Annotated in this window: 15 protein-coding genes; 4 read left to right on the top strand and 11 right to left on the bottom strand. The window is 62.9% G+C overall.

Going from position 1 to position 15856, the window contains the following annotated elements:
• Positions 1 to 59 precede the first annotated feature (59 nt).
• The 3 genes from SR908_RS06885 to SR908_RS06875 all read left to right on the top strand — a co-directional run bounded on the left by SR908_RS06885 (position 60) and on the right by SR908_RS06875 (position 3007).
• A complete protein-coding gene (locus tag SR908_RS06885; protein ID WP_246923932.1) occupies positions 60 to 458 on the top strand; it encodes an Hsp20/alpha crystallin family protein in 399 nt (132 codons plus the stop codon).
• A gap of 325 nt (positions 459 to 783) precedes the next feature.
• A complete protein-coding gene (locus SR908_RS06880; protein ID WP_246923929.1) occupies positions 784 to 1647 on the top strand; it encodes an isocitrate lyase/PEP mutase family protein in 864 nt (287 codons plus the stop codon).
• Positions 1648 to 1669: 22 nt separating this feature from the next.
• The gene (locus tag SR908_RS06875) at positions 1670 to 3007 is read left to right on the top strand and encodes a deoxyguanosinetriphosphate triphosphohydrolase (RefSeq protein WP_246923927.1); all 1338 of its coding nucleotides are present in this window, start codon (positions 1670 to 1672) and stop codon (positions 3005 to 3007) included.
• A gap of 31 nt (positions 3008 to 3038) precedes the next feature.
• Here the strand turns inward: SR908_RS06875 and SR908_RS06870 are convergent, their stop codons facing one another.
• The 3 genes from SR908_RS06870 to SR908_RS06860 all read right to left on the bottom strand — a co-directional run bounded on the left by SR908_RS06870 (position 3039) and on the right by SR908_RS06860 (position 7133).
• Positions 3039 to 3968, bottom strand: coding sequence for a MalM family protein (locus SR908_RS06870; RefSeq protein WP_246923924.1), 930 nt, complete (start codon positions 3966 to 3968; stop codon positions 3039 to 3041).
• Between the two features lie 107 nt (positions 3969 to 4075).
• Positions 4076 to 5449: a maltoporin gene (locus tag SR908_RS06865; protein WP_246923920.1), complete on the bottom strand. Its 1374-nt coding sequence runs from the start codon at positions 5447 to 5449 to the stop codon at positions 4076 to 4078.
• 784 nt (positions 5450 to 6233) lie between these two features.
• A complete protein-coding gene (locus tag SR908_RS06860; RefSeq protein ID WP_246923917.1) occupies positions 6234 to 7133 on the bottom strand; it encodes a nuclease-related domain-containing protein in 900 nt (299 codons plus the stop codon).
• Positions 7134 to 7281: 148 nt separating this feature from the next.
• Here SR908_RS06860 and SR908_RS06855 point away from each other — a divergent pair, with 148 nt between their 5' ends.
• Positions 7282 to 8163: an NAD-dependent protein deacetylase gene (locus SR908_RS06855; protein ID WP_246923914.1), complete on the top strand. Its 882-nt coding sequence runs from the start codon at positions 7282 to 7284 to the stop codon at positions 8161 to 8163.
• Between the two features lie 39 nt (positions 8164 to 8202).
• On the opposite strand, the gene SR908_RS06850 is transcribed toward SR908_RS06855, so the two are convergent.
• The 8 genes from SR908_RS06850 to SR908_RS06815 form a co-directional block, all read right to left on the bottom strand.
• Positions 8203 to 8610 carry a YbaY family lipoprotein gene (locus tag SR908_RS06850; RefSeq protein WP_246923912.1) on the bottom strand — a complete coding sequence of 136 codons (408 nt, stop codon included), beginning with the start codon at positions 8608 to 8610 and terminating at the stop codon, positions 8203 to 8205.
• A 51-nt stretch (positions 8611 to 8661) separates the two neighbouring features.
• On the bottom strand, positions 8662 to 9036 hold the full coding sequence (locus SR908_RS06845) for a translation initiation factor Sui1 (RefSeq protein WP_246923909.1): 375 nt from the start codon (positions 9034 to 9036) through the stop codon (positions 8662 to 8664).
• Positions 9037 to 9126: 90 nt separating this feature from the next.
• Complete coding sequence (locus SR908_RS06840; RefSeq protein WP_246923907.1) at positions 9127 to 9804, bottom strand: HAD family hydrolase; 678 nt, start codon at positions 9802 to 9804, stop codon at positions 9127 to 9129.
• A 163-nt stretch (positions 9805 to 9967) separates the two neighbouring features.
• The gene (locus SR908_RS06835) at positions 9968 to 10726 is read right to left on the bottom strand and encodes an SDR family NAD(P)-dependent oxidoreductase (protein ID WP_040240811.1); all 759 of its coding nucleotides are present in this window, start codon (positions 10724 to 10726) and stop codon (positions 9968 to 9970) included.
• 166 nt (positions 10727 to 10892) lie between these two features.
• A complete protein-coding gene (locus SR908_RS06830) occupies positions 10893 to 11870 on the bottom strand; it encodes a 2-hydroxyacid dehydrogenase (protein ID WP_246923904.1) in 978 nt (325 codons plus the stop codon).
• Positions 11871 to 11909: 39 nt separating this feature from the next.
• Positions 11910 to 12875 (bottom strand): sugar kinase, encoded by a 966-nt coding sequence (locus SR908_RS06825; RefSeq protein ID WP_246923900.1) that lies wholly within the window; start codon positions 12873 to 12875, stop codon positions 11910 to 11912.
• Positions 12876 to 13222: 347 nt separating this feature from the next.
• Positions 13223 to 14272, bottom strand: coding sequence for a TRAP transporter substrate-binding protein (locus SR908_RS06820; protein ID WP_246923897.1), 1050 nt, complete (start codon positions 14270 to 14272; stop codon positions 13223 to 13225).
• Positions 14273 to 14355: 83 nt separating this feature from the next.
• The gene (locus SR908_RS06815; protein WP_246923894.1) at positions 14356 to 15804 is read right to left on the bottom strand and encodes an aldehyde dehydrogenase; all 1449 of its coding nucleotides are present in this window, start codon (positions 15802 to 15804) and stop codon (positions 14356 to 14358) included.
• Positions 15805 to 15856: the final 52 nt, after the last annotated feature.

Below are 15856 nucleotides of genomic sequence, written 5' to 3'. Positions count from 1 at the left end.
GCATTACGCTCGGCGATTTCACCATAGCCACGCATCGTGAGTGAAGGAGGTGTTGAGTCATGAACGAAGTCACCCGTCCAAACCAGCAGGGCCAGAACGTCGCCACGACACGTCAGGCCCAGGAACAGCGCACATTGCTGCCTGCCGTGGATATCTACGAAGAAGATGAGGCACTGCATGTGATTGCCGACATGCCTGGGGTGACCCGTGACGCGCTGCACATCGAGGTCGATGATAATGTGCTGACCCTTGAAGGCGAGATCAGCTTTGATATGCCAGAAGACATCACCGCCAGCTATGCGGAGGTGCAGGGTCAACGCTTCTCACGTCGCTTCACGCTGAGCCAGGAGGTCGATAGCGAGGCGATTCGTGCCGAACTGCGTGACGGTGTCGTCTACCTGTTGTTACCCAAGCGCGATACCCACCGTCGGCGTCGCATCGAGATCCAGGCGGCCTGACGTGTAGGCATGATACCTTGGCGCCCTCCGTGCGGGGGCGCCGCTTTGTGATCGACTCGCCCGTCCTGGTGTTTTCCCGCCAGCGCTTCCCACCGCAGCCGTGGCGTGACAAGGCATGCTTCGTGCATCTTGGCGAGCGGCGTAATATCCTTCTCCTCCTAACGTCTAAGTCGATGCCTTTCCGCCTGGTTTGACAGGTGACGCGTCAGCGGGAGGCATGTCCCATGCGCCAGTTAAGCTGGCCGTGTTCAATCCGACCGCCGTCGTCTGCGCGGGCCTTTCGCCCGTGCGCCGTACGGTCGTCGCATGACAATAGGAGTCCCGAGTGGCAACCCCCTCGCAACACGATCTACGTAATGACTTCCGCGCCCTGCTGGCCTCCGATCAATGCTTCTTCACCGCCTCGGTCTTCGACCCGATGTCGGCGCGCATCGCCGCCGACCTGGGCTTCGAAGTGGGGATTCTGGGCGGCTCGGTGGCCTCGCTGCAGGTGCTGGCGGCGCCGGATTTCGCCTTGATCACGTTGAGTGAGTTCGTCGAGCAAGCGACTCGCATCGGCCGCGTGACGCGGCTCCCGGTGATCGCCGACGCCGATCATGGCTATGGCAACGCGCTCAACGTCATGCGTACCATTACCGAGCTCGAGCGTGCCGGCGTGGCGGCGTTGACCATCGAAGATACCCTGCTGCCGGCGCAGCACGGGCACAAGTCCACCGACCTCATTCCGCTCGATGAAGGCGTGGGCAAGATGCGGGCAGCGCTGGAGGCACGTATCGACCCGGCGATGGCGATCATCGCGCGCACCAACGCCGGCCAACTCGACGATGACGCCGCCGTCGAGCGCGTGTGCGCTTATCAGGCGGCAGGGGTCGATGCCATCTGCTTGGTGGGCGTGCGTGATTTCGATCATCTCGCGCGTCTGGCCGCCCCGCTCGATATCCCGCTGATGCTGGTCACCTACGGCAATCCCGAACTGCGTGATCGCGAGCGTTTGGCTGCGCTCGGCGTGCGCGTGGTGGTCAACGGGCACGCGGCCTACTTCGCTGCGATCAAGGCCACCTACGACTGCCTGCGCGAGCAGCGCGATATCGCTGCCAGCGAACTGAGCGCGTCGCAGTTGTCCACGCGTTACTCTACGCTGGACGAGTATCGCGCCTGGGCGCGCGATTATATGGATGTGAAAGAGTAGGCCTCGACAACCGGAGAGTGCGATGACCGCCATGCAATGGGAGCGCTTGCTCGACCCGATGCGTCTCAACGACAAGCACGGGGGCTCGCGAGAGGAGATTGGGCGCAGTCCGTTCCATAAGGATCACGATCGTATTGTCTTCGCCGGCTCGTTTCGGCGTTTGGGGCGCAAGACGCAGGTGCACCCGCTGACCGACAACGATCATATCCACACCCGCTTGACGCATTCGTTGGAGGTGGGCTGCGTGGGGCGCTCGCTGGGCATGATCGTCGGCGAGGAGTTGCGCGAGCGACTGCCGGACTGGATCACGCCGGCCGATCTGGGCGTTATCGTGCAGGCGGCCTGCCTGGGGCACGACATCGGCAATCCGCCATTCGGGCATGCCGGCGAATATGCCATCCGCGACTGGTTCAAGCGCGCCGAGGCGGAGGGCAGCGGGCTGTTGGCCGAGCTTTCGCCGGCCGAGCGCGAGGATCTGCTGACCTACGAGGGCAACGCCCAAGGGTTTCGCATCGTCACCCAGATCGAATACAACCAGTTCAACGGCGGCATGCGCCTGACCGCCGCCACGCTTGGCACGATGCTCAAGTATCCGTGGACGGTGGAGCGCGCCTCGCGGGCCGGCAAGTTCGGTTGTTACCAGTCGGAGCGCGAGCAATTGGGCGAGGTTGCCGAGCGTCTGGGCTTGTTACCGCATGGCGAAACCGCCTGGTGCCGGCATCCGCTGGCGTATCTCGTCGAGGCCGCCGACGATATCTGCTATGCGTTGCTGGATCTCGAGGACGGCCTGGAGATGGGCATTCTGCGCTACGACGAAGTCGCCGAGGTGCTCATCCAGATCGCCGGGGGAACGCCATCGGGCTATGACGACATGCGTGCTCGGGGCGTGTCCCAGCGTCGGCGTATCGCGGCCTTGCGCGGCGCGGCGATGGAGCGTGCGGTGAACGATGTCGCGGCGGTCTTCGTGCAGCATGAAAATGCGCTGCTGAACGGCACGCTGAATGGCGACCTGCTCGAGCTGTGTCATCCCGATCTAGGCTGGGGGGTCGGCACGGCCAAGCAGATCGCCCGCGAGCGTATCTTCCAGAACGAACGCAAGGCCAAGCTGGAAATCGGCGCTTATACGACGCTGGGCATTCTCCTCGAGGCCTTCATTGGCGCAGCGTATGAGTTACATCACAGCGGTGAGTCATCCTTCAAGCACCAGCGCGTGCTGGCGTTGATCGGCGAGAACACACCCAAGCCCTCGTGGTCGCTCTACGCCAGCTATCGGCGCATGCTCGACTTCATCGGCGGCATGACCGACCACTACGCCGTCGACCTGGCGCAGGAGATGGGCGGCCGCCTGCGCGGCGAGTAATGTGCTTGCCACTCGCCGCGCAGGCGCGGGGTTACGGCGAGGCGCTGCGCAGGCGCTCGGCGAGCCAGGCGCGGGTGCCGCTATGGCCTTCGCGCTCGGCGCGTTCGGCCAGTTGCATGGCCAGCTCGATGTCGTCGGCCTTGAGGGCGGCGTTGATCATCCGCCGGTAATCGAAGTCGGGGGCGGAGGCATTGTCGCTATCGCCGCTTGACGAAGAGGCTTGCTCGTCGCGTGCAGTCGCGGTGCGAGTCTCCGTCACACTGTCGGCATGCGAGCGTGTGCCGAGAATCGGCGTTAGCAGGCCACCGCCGGTCTCTCGGGATTCGCTTTCCAGAGTGACGTTGCCGGTTGCGGTGTGCTCGGCGATGGGATCAGGGCCAGGGGGAAGCGCGAGGCCGCGTACGCGGGCGTAGACTTTTTCCGCGCTTTCATACTGCGTCGTGCCCTGGCGCGCGGTCTCGTTGCTGTAGACCACTAGGTAGGCGGCATCGGGGCCGGGGGTGATGTCGAAGGTGGCACCCAAACGCGCACCGGCGAAACCATTGGGACTGAGGTAGTCGAATTTATCGCTGGCGACGCGCTGTGTGGGCTGAAAATCCTCGTTGAGGATCAGCACCGTGGGGGCGAAGACTTGATCATTGGCGATGGTGCTGGTGAGTTTGAACGTCAGCGGCTCGCGCGTGCTGGGCAATTCGAACGCCTGGAAGTAGCTGGCCCCGTCCTCGAAACGGTGCATCGGGGCCTGTGTGTCGAGCGTTAATGACTGTGACTCGCCGACCGCCAATGGCTGATAGGGCAAGGCGGCGAGCGTGTCGCAGCAGTCCGTGGCTTGGGCGAGTGCTTGTTGGCTTTGCTTGGCCGACGCCACGGCGGTGTCGTCGTGGGGAACCAACGTGGCACAGCCTGCCAGGCTGGTCAGGGCCAGTCCCGAGAGCAGGGCGGCGAGAGGGCGTTGTGGCATGCGATGAACTCCCGAATGCAAAAGCGGCCCCGTCATCGATGCGACGGGGCCTCAAGGATCGAAACAGCTAGACTAGCGTTGCCGGCGGGCGGCGGCCCGCCGTGCGATCAACTGCCCCACCAGACCTCCATCTGAGCGCCGAAGGTCAGACCGTCTGTGTCGTTGAAGTCGACGTTATTGGGACCTGAGTTGGTGTCCAATGCGTGGGCTTGGCGATATTCGTTGGCCCCACGTTCTTCATAGGCATCGCCGCTCCACTTGGCGTAGGTGGCGAACAAGCGAATGGTGGGGCGTACCATGGCGCCACGCCCGGCCGACCACTGCTGGGCGAGGGTCAGCTTGGTGAGGTGATGGTCGCCTCCGTCGTAGCCGCCGACATTGCTTTGCGGCTCAATGTGGTCGTAACCGAGCTCCACCGCCGTGCTCATGATGTCGTTCCAGTAGTACACCGGACGCACGCCTGCCGAGAACCACTTACGGCCAGTATTGTCGTCCATGTTCTTGTCTTCATAGATGGCGGCGTAGAGCAGATCGAGCTTGTCCGGCACCAGCCAGACATGGCCGTGGTCGAGGATGCGCCACATGTCGCCTTCCTGTTCAAGACTGCCAGTGGAGCGACCCACGGCGTTGCCGTCACTGGTGATGATGCCATCGGTGGCATACTGCAGGGCCACGGTGTTGGAGCCGCCGAACCAGTTCGACTGGGTATGCTCGATGGTGCCCATCCAGCCTTTGTCGCCCTCGTCGTAGTCGACGCCTTCGTCGTCGTAGTAGTCCTCTTGCCATTCCGATAGCGAGGCACGGCCATAGTCGAGGCCCAGTTGCAGCGAGCCACCGGGATTGGTGGCAATGTCCGTCAAGCGCATGTCGATGGTGTCATCGGAGAGGCGTTGATCTTCGTCGGGCAGATTGTCGCCGTCAGAGCCGGTGCTTCTCACCCAGGCGAGGCTGAGGTTACCGAAGCCCATGTCGATGTCCGAGATCCCCACGCCTGGACCCGAGACGTCCCAGTAGTAGTAGTCGTTCATGTGGATATCGTGACGCTTGTAGAAGCGCTTACCGGCCCACAGCGTAGAGCCATCCGGCAGGCCGCTGATGGCGTTGGTGCCGGTGACGAACATTTCGCGCAGAGCGATGTTGTTGTCGTCGTCCTTGAGCGATTCGTCGTCGTTGGCCTGCGAGGTGACGTAGGCGACGCGGCTGGCGAAGTCGAAGCTTGTGCCTTGCTGGTCGAAGAGGTTGGCGCCCAGGCCGAGCTCGGCGTAGGTTTCGCACTCGTTGCCCAGTCGATACTTGGCGGGCGCCCCCGCCGCCTTGAAGCAGGTCTGGCTGCCACCGCCGGCAGTGGAACCAATGCCCGAGCGCGCGTAGCCGAAGAAGTTGGGATTGATGTCGGCATGGGCCAGCGCCGGCATGAGACAGGAAGCGCCGACCAGGGTCGCGAGTAGCGGCCGGCGCATGAGTTGGCGTGAGTCTCTCATGAGATGTCCCTTATGATGTTGTTGGTCATGGTGACGTTGAATCGTTTCATGGCGTGTGAAACGCGATGGTGCGTGCGCGTCGCTCAGCGAGTCTCTAGGACCGGCGCCGAGGTCGTTGCGCAGGGGGATTGGTACCTCCTGTGAACGGTGAATGGACGAGATGAACGTGTTCTCTGGCCCGCGCGAAACGGGTGCGCCGTTGGCGTGTCGGCAGCGTCGGCATGAGGATTCCCTTGTTGTTGTTCTCGAAACGTTGTTGTTCGCGAAGCGGCGTTATTTGCTAAGTGCGATGGTCGAATGATGTTTTCGCCATTTACGACATTATTAGCATGGTGTCGTAAGTTTTCATTTTGACTATGGTATAAACGCCACTAAAGTTTAATCTCTAAACTTACTCCTGATGCTAAGCATCGACTTGCCTAGGAAATAGCGGGTTTTCGCCGTTTTTACCTCAGTCCGGATAGTTCGTTTGTTTAATGTTTGGTCGATAATGTTGAAACATTACGAAAAACGAGCGTTTGCTTACCTGCTCGCAGCATATGTATAGAGCCTTGAAACGCTGCGGAGCGGGCTTGCCGGCAGCGCACCCGGAAGCCTGCTAATTTAGACAGTCAGGTGAGACAAATGGGGAAGGGGATGTGAGCGAGTTTACCTGGCTGGATAGCGTCGTCTTGGTGGTGGCCGGCTGGAGCGTCACCCTGACCATCGTGGTCATGGAGGTGCTGGCGAGTGACGCTGGGTGAGGTGCCGACGCGCGCGAAAACGACGCCTCAGCATGAGTCGTTCAAGGGGCAGCGCGAGGCTCGGCGCGTTTGACGCGCTGATCGAGTGCCTGCACTACGTGGTGGTGCACGTCGTCATTAATGGGTTTGAGCGGGGTGCCGTCGAGTAGAGCGGCGAGCCCTTCGCCGTTGACGACCATCAGCCCGGTGGGAGCTTTTTCGATCTCTACCTCCCAGCCAGGCAGGACCAGAACACCCTGCACGGCGACATCGCCCAGCGAGCGTCGCGCCAGCCATTGGCGACACCAGGCCGTGGCCAGTTGCGTATGGGCCAACGATTGACGCTCGCTCCAGCCGGGGAAGCGCAACCGTTGGCCGGAGACCGCGACCGTGGTGCGCGGCGCGCCGGCGATGTCCAGCGGCGGTGTGCGGGCGCTGACCTGGACCACGAAGATGCCGTGCGGGGTGACCACGACGTGGTCGATGGTGGTGCTGTCGGTGGGCACGTCATGGAACACGCAATACGGGTGCGCCTCGGGGCGGATCAAACGCTCCAGCTCCTGGCCGACTGCCAGTTCGCAGGCCAATCCTAGCTTGAGGCGCCGAATGCGCTGCACGTCGCGAATCAAGCGAAAGCACAGCACCAACGCCAATAAGGTGGTCAAAAGCCCGTAAAGTGCCCACTCCAGCCAACTGTGACGATTGGCGAATAGCATGCGGCCCATGCCGTAGACCAACGGCGCCAGGGTGATGATGGGGCCCAACGCGCCATCCAGGAAGAGCGCAGCATAGGCGCGGTCGAGTCGGTCGCGTAGCGACTGCGCGGACTCGCGCAGTGTGCGTCCGTCATAGGGCGATACCAGTGCCCCGTCTTCCAGGTGGCGCAGTGCCAGCACTACTAGCGCGGTGGCGCCGAGCGGGGCGAGAAAAATGATCGGTAGTACGTATTCCAGCCAAGCCATCACGGTCATCCTGGTCGAGAACGTGTTGCATGAACGCTCATTCTAGCTAGCTTGCCGGGGAACGGCGATGCCGATGAGCGATGGGCGCTTGTCGCGACGTGGGACGCCGGTTGTATCATGGAGTATCGGCTTTGCCCGGGAGATCACGATGTCCGATTCCTCAGCGTCGTCTTTGGCGACCTTTCTTTCTCATCATTCGCGGTTGTTCGTGCTCACAGGCGCCGGAATGAGTACCGATAGCGGTATCCCTGACTATCGTGATGAGCAGGGCGCCTGGAAACGCTCGCCGCCGATGACGCATCAGACGTTCATGCATAGCGATACCGCGCGTCGCCGCTACTGGGCGCGTAGCCTGGTGGGATTCCAGGCGCTATCCGAGGCGCGTCCGGGACGTGGGCACTATGCGCTGGCCGCGCTGGAGCGTGCCGGACGCCTCGAGCAGTTGGTTACGCAGAATGTCGACGGGCTGCACCAGCGCGCCGGCTCGCGGCGTGTGATCGACCTGCACGGCCAGGCCGACGTGGTGCGCTGCATGCACTGCGGAGCGACCCAGATGCGCCATGCCGTGCACGCCGCCCTGACGCGTCTCAACCCCCATTGGACTGGCCTGGAGGCGAGCGTCGGGCCGGATGGCGATGCCGACCTGGCGCATGATGACTTCAGCGATTTTTCGCTGTTGTCCTGCGCGCGTTGCGGTGACGGTATCTTCAAGCCCGATGTGGTGTTTTTCGGCGACAGCGTGCCACGCCCCCGCGTGGACGCGGCATTCGCTGCGCTTGAACGCGCCGATGCGATGCTGGTGGTAGGCTCGTCGCTGATGGTTTATTCGGGCTATCGCTTCGCGCGGCGAGCGGCGGAGTTGGGCAAGCCGATGGCCTGCATCAACATGGGGCGCACGCGCGCCGACGCGCTGTTCAGCCTCAAGGTCGAAGCGTCGGTGGGCGAGACGCTGGAGGCCGCGCTGCGTCACCTGACAGTCGTGACGCCTGCCGATGAGGTTTCGTCCCGGGCCCCGGCGGCCAGCACTTAGCCGCGCCGGGTATCGCTGCGCGTCCGCGTCGCTCACTCATTAAGGTGAAGCGGGCTCCAGTGTCACGGTCGGTGTGGTGCCGGTCTCGCCGTTGAAGACTTCGACGCGCTCGCGGTTGAGATGAGTCAGCCGTCCTTGGTCGCGCACTTCGGCCTGCAAGACGTACGTATGTGCCGCCTCGATGGCGCCTTGGTCGTATTGCAGCGTGGCCTCGGTCGCGGTGGTGTCGAACTGCGTATAGCGGCTTTCCGCCACGGTGGCGTTGTCGTCGCTATCCTTCAGCGTGACATCGAGAATGGCATCGTCCGACAGCTCGGGCGGTTGATCGAAGGTGACCCGGGCATCGAGCGTGTTGAAATCAGGGCCACTGGCGCAGCCTACGAGACCAAGCAGCAACAAGCCGGTGAGTACGGCATGCAGGCCGCGCGGTACATTAGGCAAGGACATGAGGGTCTCCTCGCACAGGGAAAGGGAAAGGGAAAGCAGCCGACGGAGCGTTCAACCGCCGGCCAATTTGACGCGATAGCCGCGCGCCTCCAGCTCAGCCTTGAGCGTGTCGCGCTGATCGCCTTGAATCTCGATGATGCCATCCTTGATGGCGCCGCCGGTACCACAACGTTGCTTAAGCGCCTTGGCCAGGGGCTTGAGCGCGTCGGTCTTGAGCGGCACGCCTTCGACCAGGGTCACGCCTTTGCCCTTGCGGCCCTTGGTCTCCCGGCGCAGGCGGACGATGCCATCGAGGCTCGCCAGGCGTTCTTCCTCCGCCGCCTCGGCACAGCGACACTCGGCGAGCGGTGCCCGGCACTCGGGGCAGGTCTCGCCGTGTTCGGTGGAGTATACCCGTCCGCGTAACTGGTCCTGAAGCGAAGCCATGCACGCCTCCCTGAATCGATGTGTCGAGAGACGCCCATGATAACGCGCCATGTCGATAGGCACGATATCGCTCGACGCCAATCGGTGGGGTTAGTGGAGCACGGCTTCCAACTGTTCCAAACGTGCCACGGCACTGGGTAGGTCGCGCATATGGTGCAAGGCGATAGCGCCCTCGGGAGTCGTCTCGCGTTCAGGGAAGCGGTTGATGTGGATCGTGCGCATCCCTGCCGCCAGACCGGCCGCGACGCCCACATCGGCATCGTCGATGACCACGCAGTGTTCAGGTGTGACACCCATCGCACGCGCGGCATGCAGGAACAGCTCGGGATCGGGCTTCCAGCGTTCGATGGTGTAGCCGCTGTAGAGGCGGTCCCCGAAATAGGCGCGCAGACCCGTACTGTCGAGGGCGCGGCGAATCTTGTGCTCCGGGCCGTTGGAGGCCACGCAGCGTGGGTGTTCGGTGAGCTGGTCGAGCGCCTCGCGGATCCCCGGAATCGGCTGCAACTCGGTGCTCATACGCGCCTGCATGGTATGGCGCAACTCCGCCTCGGCGGCATCTCGAGTGGCGTCATTCAGAGCACCGAAACGGCGCTCCAGCTCGGCGACGATGTTGGCGAATCTGACGCCTCGAAACTCTTCCATGTATTGGGATGCGGCGAAGGGTAATCCGGCACGGGTCAGGACATTGGCCATGACATCGGCGAGAAGGGGTTCGCTATCGACCAGAGTGCCATCGCAGTCGAATAGCAGGCACAGCGGATGAGACATGGTGGAGCCTCGAGGGCGTAGTGGATGAAACCGTTCATTGTCCCAAATATCGGCAGGCGACGCCCAGTCTTGAGAAAACGCGCCAAGTTTACGAACGGCGTTTTTAAACTCTTCCTAGAACTTTAGTTGCCCCCGGCCGTGATGGCAAGGCCGGGGGGAGCGTTCAAAGCGATTGCCCGCCGGTGAGTTCGATGCGTTCGCCGTTGAGCCAGCCGAAATCGCTCGACAGCAGGCTCGCGACTGCAGCACCGATATCATCCGGCTTGGCGGTGCGCCCTAGTGGCGTGATCGAGCGGAAGTGGGCATTGAGCGCTGGATCATCGCGGACTGCGCCACCGGCGAAGTCGGTTTCCACGGCGCCGGGGGCGATGGCGTTGACCGTGATCCGGCGCTCGCCGAGTTCCTTGGCCATATAGCGCGTGGTCACCTCCAGTGCGCTCTTCATTGCCGAGTAGGCGCAGTGATTGTCCAGCACGAAGCGCGTGGCGGCAGTGGAGACGTTCAGAATGCGCCCGCCACGGGCGATCATCGGCAGCAGGGCTTGGCTGAGCAGGAATGGCCCTTTGAAATGGGTGCGGTAAAGGGCGTCGAGATCGTCCTCGGTGGTTTCTTCGTAGGGCGCGAGAATCCCTTCGCCTGCATTGTGAACCACGGCGTCCAGCTCCGTGCGGCCGAAGGTATCTTCCAGCGTGTCCGCCACGTTGTCCTTGAACTCGGCGAAGGCGGTGCTATCGCCAATATCGAGTTTGAGCATCGCCGCTGTGCCGCCGGCGGCCTCGATCTCGCGCGCGACCGCCAGGGCGTCGTCGCGGTGACTGCGGTAGGTGCCGATGATGCCGACGCCGGCGGCGGCGAGGTGCAACGCCATGCTACGGCCGAGGCCTCGGCCGGCGCCAGTGATGAGGGCAATGCTGGAGGACATGGATGGCTCCCGAATCGGAAAGTGCGCAGCGTTGAGGCTGCTGTCAGTGAACACTGACTGGGGGCGGGGTGCGAGGTTTCAAGCGTGCGGGTCATGAATCGAAAACGCCTGCACCGAGAGGAGCAGGCGTGAAGGGGCGTGGCGCGTGCGTCGTGTGGGAGAGACGTCAGCCGCGCGGTGTGACGTCGTTGTAGGGGCTAGGCGGTTGCTGGCCCTCGAGGGCGGCGATGACGTTGTCGACGGCGCGCTGGGCCATGGCCTCACGCGTTTCATGCGTGGCCGAGCCGATGTGCGGTAGGGTGACGACGTTATCCATCCGCGTGAGCGGTGAGTCGCCGGGCAGCGGCTCCTGAGCGAAGACATCCAGCCCCGCGGCGTGGATCTCGCCGTTGGAGAGCGCCTCGATCAGTGCTTCCTCGTCGACCACCTTGCCGCGGGCGATATTGATCAGAATCGCCGAGGACTTCATGCGCTTGAGCACGTCCGCGTCGATCAAGCCAGTGGTCTCGGCGGTCAGGGGCACGTTGACGCAGACGAAGTCGGCCTGCTCGAGCAAGGTATCGAATTCGCAGTGTGTGGCGCCGAGTTCCTCTTCCAGGGCCGGCTTGGGCGAAGCATGGGTGTAGAGCACTTGCATGCCGAAGCCCAGTGCGCCGCGACGCGCGATAGCCTGACCAATGCGCCCGAAGCCGACCATGCCCAGCGTCTTGCCGTGGACGTCGGTGCCGAAGTGCGACTCGCCGATACTGCTCGTCCATTGGCCTTGCTTGACCATGTTGGCGAGTTCCACTGCGCGGCGGGCGCTGGCCATGATCAGCAGGAAGCCGGTGTCTGCGGTGGTTTCGGTGAGCACGTCCGGGGTGTGACAGAGCAGGATGTTGCGCCGGGTCAGCTCGTCCACGGGGTAGTTGTCGACCCCCACCGAGATGCTCGAGATGGCTTCCAGGTGCGGGGCGCCATCGAGCAGCTCGGAGGTGATCGGCAAGCTGGCACCCAGCAGGCCGTGCGCTTCGCTCAGCGCTTCACGAAACGCGGGGTCATCAGGGCCCTCCAGCGTGTCGAAGTAATCGACGTGGAAGTGGGTGCGCAGCTGCTCGAGGTGATGAGGCTTGAGTCGCTGAAAGGCAACGATGCGTTTGGTCATGTGTGGCTCCTGGTCATGGATGAAGCAGGGAAATTATCGTCACGCCAGTGGGTGCGCGGCTTCCAGGTCGCGCAGCCGAGCTCGGCGTGGGAGGCCTTCCATATCGCCGACGACCTGAACTTGTTCGGCGCCGATGAGATTGCCGCGATGTGCAGCCTGGCGTGGCGAGCACCCGTCGAGCAAGGCGCTGATCACGCCCACTGCGAAACCATCGCCGGCACCCACGGTATCGACAACACGGGATACGGCCACACCCTTCACCATGCCGGCATCGTCTGCCGTGCGCACGTAGCTGCCTTCCGGGCCGAGCTTGATGATGACGCCAGTGGCGCCTTGATCGAGATAATAGCCGGCGATGTCGTGCGCGTTGTCGAGCCCGGTCAGTCGCTGTCCCTCGGCGAGCCCCGGCAATACCCAGTCGGCGTGTGCGGCCAGTGCATTGAGGGTTTCGCGCATCTCGGCTTCGCTGTTCCACAGCGAGGGCCGCAGGTTGGGGTCGAAGCTGATCGTGAGACCGGCCTGGTGAGCGCGCTCCAGCATATGGAAGGCGAGTTCGCGCGTGCTCGGTGAGAGCGCGGGGGGCAAGCCGGTGGCATGTAGGTGGCGCACCCCCTGGAAGTCGAGATCGCGCACGTCGGCCATGCCCAGGTGGCTGGCGGCACTGCCGCGCCGATAATAGGCCACCTTGGGATCCTCGCCGTGTTCGGCGCGTTCCTTGAAGACCAGGCCGGTGGGATGCTCGGTATCGGTACTCAGGTAGCGGCAGTCGAGCCCCTCGGCGTTGAGTGTGCGGCGAATGAAGGTGCCAAAACCATCGTCACCGACGCGACTGATCCAGGCGACATGAAAGGCTAGCCGTGCCAGACCGATAGCGACATTGGTATCGGCGCCGGCGATGCGCCGCTGGAAGCGCTCGACCTCGGCCAGGTCGCCGGAGGTTTCGGCGATGAACAGCGTCATCGCTTCACCGAAGGTCAGGATATCCGGTGTAGTGGCATCGTTCATGAAAAGGTCCTGAAAGAATCTGCAAAAGCGATTGCCGAGGGCACGGCGTTGCGACGGGTCGAGCGATCGTCGATGGGAAAGATCCATCATAGAAACACTAGGGCATCACGACAATCGAACATACCTACGCTTTGTCTGAAAAATGCCTGCGCTCGCCCATACGGCGTTAAAAATCGACTCAAAATGCTCATTTACCCCGCGTAAACTCCGCTTTTTCGCCGATTTTTGCCTTGTCTGGCCATCACTCGTCGATTTTTAAGACAGAGCTTAGACTTTGGTCGGGAAGGGGCTAGAGGGGAGCTACGGGCAGGATGCTGCGCGGGGCGATATGCCCCGCGCATGGGCGTTTATTGCGTTTGCTTGGTGTATTTTTCGACGAGCTGGCTGGCGTCATCGTAGAGCTGCTGGCCGTCGTAGCCTTCTGCGTCCATGCCTGCGATCCACTCGTCGATGGTCTTGTCGGCGGCCGCTTTCCACTTATCCTGATCCGCCTCGGCGATATGGATCATCTGGCCCTCGCCGCGCGAGGCGATGTCGTCGATGGCGGCTTGCTCCGCCTCGTCCATGACGTGGCCGATTTGCTGAGCTTCCTGGATGCCGGCGTTATTGTCGATGACCTCCTGCAGCTCGGGCGACAGGCTGTCGTATTTGTCCTGGTTCATGGCCAGCACCATCATCGCCGTGTACAGGCCATTCTCACCATCGAAGAAGGTGTGGTTCTGGGCGACATCCAGCACGCCCAAGGCGGAGGCGCTCTCAAAAGGTAGCGTCAGGCCGTCGATCACGCCCCGCGAGATCGCTTCCGGGATCTGCGGCATGGGCATGCCCACGGACTTGGCGCCGAGCCGAGTGAAATAGCGGTTCATGGTCTTCGAGGGAGCGCGAATGGCTAGGCCATCGATATCATCGATGTCGTGCACGCTGACATCCTTGGTGTGAAGCTTGCCTGGGCTATGGGCAAAGACAGCGAGGGGATGAACGCCTTCGAAATCGTCCTGCATATGTTCCATGGCGAATTCTTGCGCCGCCATGCTGGTGGCTTCACCTGTGGTGGGCAGGAAGGGCTGATCGAAGGCTTCGGATTCCGGAAAGCGGTTCGGCGTGTAGCTCAAAAGCGTCCAGGCGATGTCGACGACGCCATCCTTGGCCTGATCATAAAGCGAGCTGGCCGATCCACCGAGTTGCATGGCGGGGAATATCTCTACCTTGATGGCGCCATCGGACTGCTCCTCGATGCGTTTCGCCCAGGGTTCCAGATACTGCGTCTGAACCGGCGTGGTCGGCGCCGCGAAGTGATGAAGGCGCAGCGTCACGGTGTCTTGTGCCTGACCCGTGCTGGCCAGGGTGATGCCGCTGAGGAGAACGAGACCGGCGAGCGTATGTTTTGTTGTCATCATCTTAAGCTCCATGGGGGTGGCGTTGGCGTGCCAGTACGCGATGTCTAGAAGCGTGGCCATTAGATGGGCCAGTGGTATGAGCGTTAAATAGGATAATGCCGGGGGCCAAGTTGCATGGTCATCCAGCGCAGTTCAGTGAATTCTTCGATGCCGGCCTTGCCACCGAAGCGTCCGTAGCCGCTCGATTTAACACCGCCGAACGGCATCTGTGGCTCGTCGTGTACGGTGGGACCATTGATGTGGCAAATGCCTGATTCGACACGTTGGGCGATGCGCATGGCGCGGGCCGTGTCGCGGCTGAAGACCGCGGCCGAGAGGCCGTACTCGCTGTCGTTGGCGACACGCAAGGCGTCTTCTTCATCCTTGACGCGCATCATGGCCACCACCGGGCCGAACGATTCCTCGCCGTACAAGCGCATCGCCTGGGTGACGCCATCGACCACGGTGGGCTGCATGATCACACCCTCGGCCTTGCCGCCGCATGCCAGACGCGCGCCATACTGCTGGGCGTCATCGAGCAGGCTATTGAGCTTTTCCCCGGCCTCGCGATTGATCAGCGTACCTAGCGGGTTGCCGTCTTCACGTGGGTCACCGGCACGCAGGGTTTCGGCCTTGCGGGCCAGCTTCTCGACGAAGGCATCGGCCACGGCGTCGACGACGATCAACCGCTCGGTGGACATGCAGATCTGGCCCTGGTTGAAGAAGGCGCCGAAAGCAGCGGCCTCTACAGCGGCATCCAGATCGGCATCCTCGAGGACCACGAACGGTGCCTTGCCGCCCAGTTCCAGCAGCACGGGTTTGAGATGGTGCGCGGCTTTCTCGGCGATGATGCGGCCCACCTGGGTGGAACCGGTGAAGTTGATGCGCCGCACGGCGGGGTGCTCGATCAATGCCTCGACCACCTCGGCGGCTTGGGGCGGTGCGTTGGTCACCACATTGACGATACCGTCGCCCAAGCCCGCTTCGACGAGCACTTCACCGATCAGGTGATGGGTGGCGGGGCATTGCTCCGAGGCCTTGAGAATCACCGTGTTGCCGCACGCCAGCGGTGTGGCGATGGCCCGCGTACCGAGGATGATGGGCGCGTTCCACGGGGCGATGCCGACCACCACGCCGCACGGGACGCGCACGCCCATTGCCAGGCTGTCGGGAACGTTGGACGGGATGACATCGCCGCCGACTTGAGTCGTCAGCGAGGCGGCCTCGCGCAGTATGCTGGCGGCCACCATGACGTTGAACCCGGCCCATCCGGGCGTGGCGCCGGTTTCATCGACCATGCGTGCGATGAAGTCTTCCTGGCGGGCTTCCATGGCGTCGGCGGCGGCGAGCAGCTTGGCGCGGCGCTCGCCGGGGCCGGTCTGCGACCAGGCGGGAAACGCCTGAGATGCAGCTTCGGCGGCGTGCTGAGTATCTTCCACCGAGGCTGCAGCGGCGCGCGTCACGACATGTTCATGCAGTGGGTTGCGACGCTCGAAGGTCGCATTGTCCTGGGCGGCGCGGTGCTCGCCGCCGATGAGTAGCGAAAGATCCATGAGACTCCCCTTGTGGTTGTCGAAGCGATAGGACGTTCAGGGCTGGAGGGCA

Origin of the sequence: Chromohalobacter canadensis, assembly GCF_034479555.1 — a bacterium.
Lineage (GTDB): Bacteria > Pseudomonadota > Gammaproteobacteria > Pseudomonadales > Halomonadaceae > Chromohalobacter > Chromohalobacter canadensis.
This window is presented reverse-complemented; position numbering and strand designations above follow the sequence as displayed.

Bases quoted from the DNA above. Each gene is read 5' to 3' on its own strand.
- SR908_RS06885 (WP_246923932.1), top strand. From the start codon at position 60: ATGAACGAAGTCACCCGTCCAAACCAGCAGGGCCAGAACGTCGCCACG.
- SR908_RS06875 (WP_246923927.1), top strand. From the start codon at position 1,670: ATGACCGCCATGCAATGGGAGCGCTTGCTCGACCCGATGCGTCTCAAC.
- SR908_RS06870 (WP_246923924.1), bottom strand. From the start codon at position 3,968: ATGCCACAACGCCCTCTCGCCGCCCTGCTCTCGGGACTGGCCCTGACC.
- SR908_RS06865 (WP_246923920.1), bottom strand. From the start codon at position 5,449: ATGAGAGACTCACGCCAACTCATGCGCCGGCCGCTACTCGCGACCCTG.
- SR908_RS06860 (WP_246923917.1), bottom strand. From the start codon at position 7,133: ATGGCTTGGCTGGAATACGTACTACCGATCATTTTTCTCGCCCCGCTC.
- SR908_RS06855 (WP_246923914.1), top strand. From the start codon at position 7,282: ATGTCCGATTCCTCAGCGTCGTCTTTGGCGACCTTTCTTTCTCATCAT.
- SR908_RS06850 (WP_246923912.1), bottom strand. From the start codon at position 8,610: ATGTCCTTGCCTAATGTACCGCGCGGCCTGCATGCCGTACTCACCGGC.
- SR908_RS06845 (WP_246923909.1), bottom strand. From the start codon at position 9,036: ATGGCTTCGCTTCAGGACCAGTTACGCGGACGGGTATACTCCACCGAA.
- SR908_RS06840 (WP_246923907.1), bottom strand. From the start codon at position 9,804: ATGTCTCATCCGCTGTGCCTGCTATTCGACTGCGATGGCACTCTGGTC.
- SR908_RS06835 (WP_040240811.1), bottom strand. From the start codon at position 10,726: ATGTCCTCCAGCATTGCCCTCATCACTGGCGCCGGCCGAGGCCTCGGC.
- SR908_RS06830 (WP_246923904.1), bottom strand. From the start codon at position 11,870: ATGACCAAACGCATCGTTGCCTTTCAGCGACTCAAGCCTCATCACCTC.
- SR908_RS06825 (WP_246923900.1), bottom strand. From the start codon at position 12,875: ATGAACGATGCCACTACACCGGATATCCTGACCTTCGGTGAAGCGATG.
- SR908_RS06820 (WP_246923897.1), bottom strand. From the start codon at position 14,272: ATGATGACAACAAAACATACGCTCGCCGGTCTCGTTCTCCTCAGCGGC.
- SR908_RS06815 (WP_246923894.1), bottom strand. From the start codon at position 15,804: ATGGATCTTTCGCTACTCATCGGCGGCGAGCACCGCGCCGCCCAGGAC.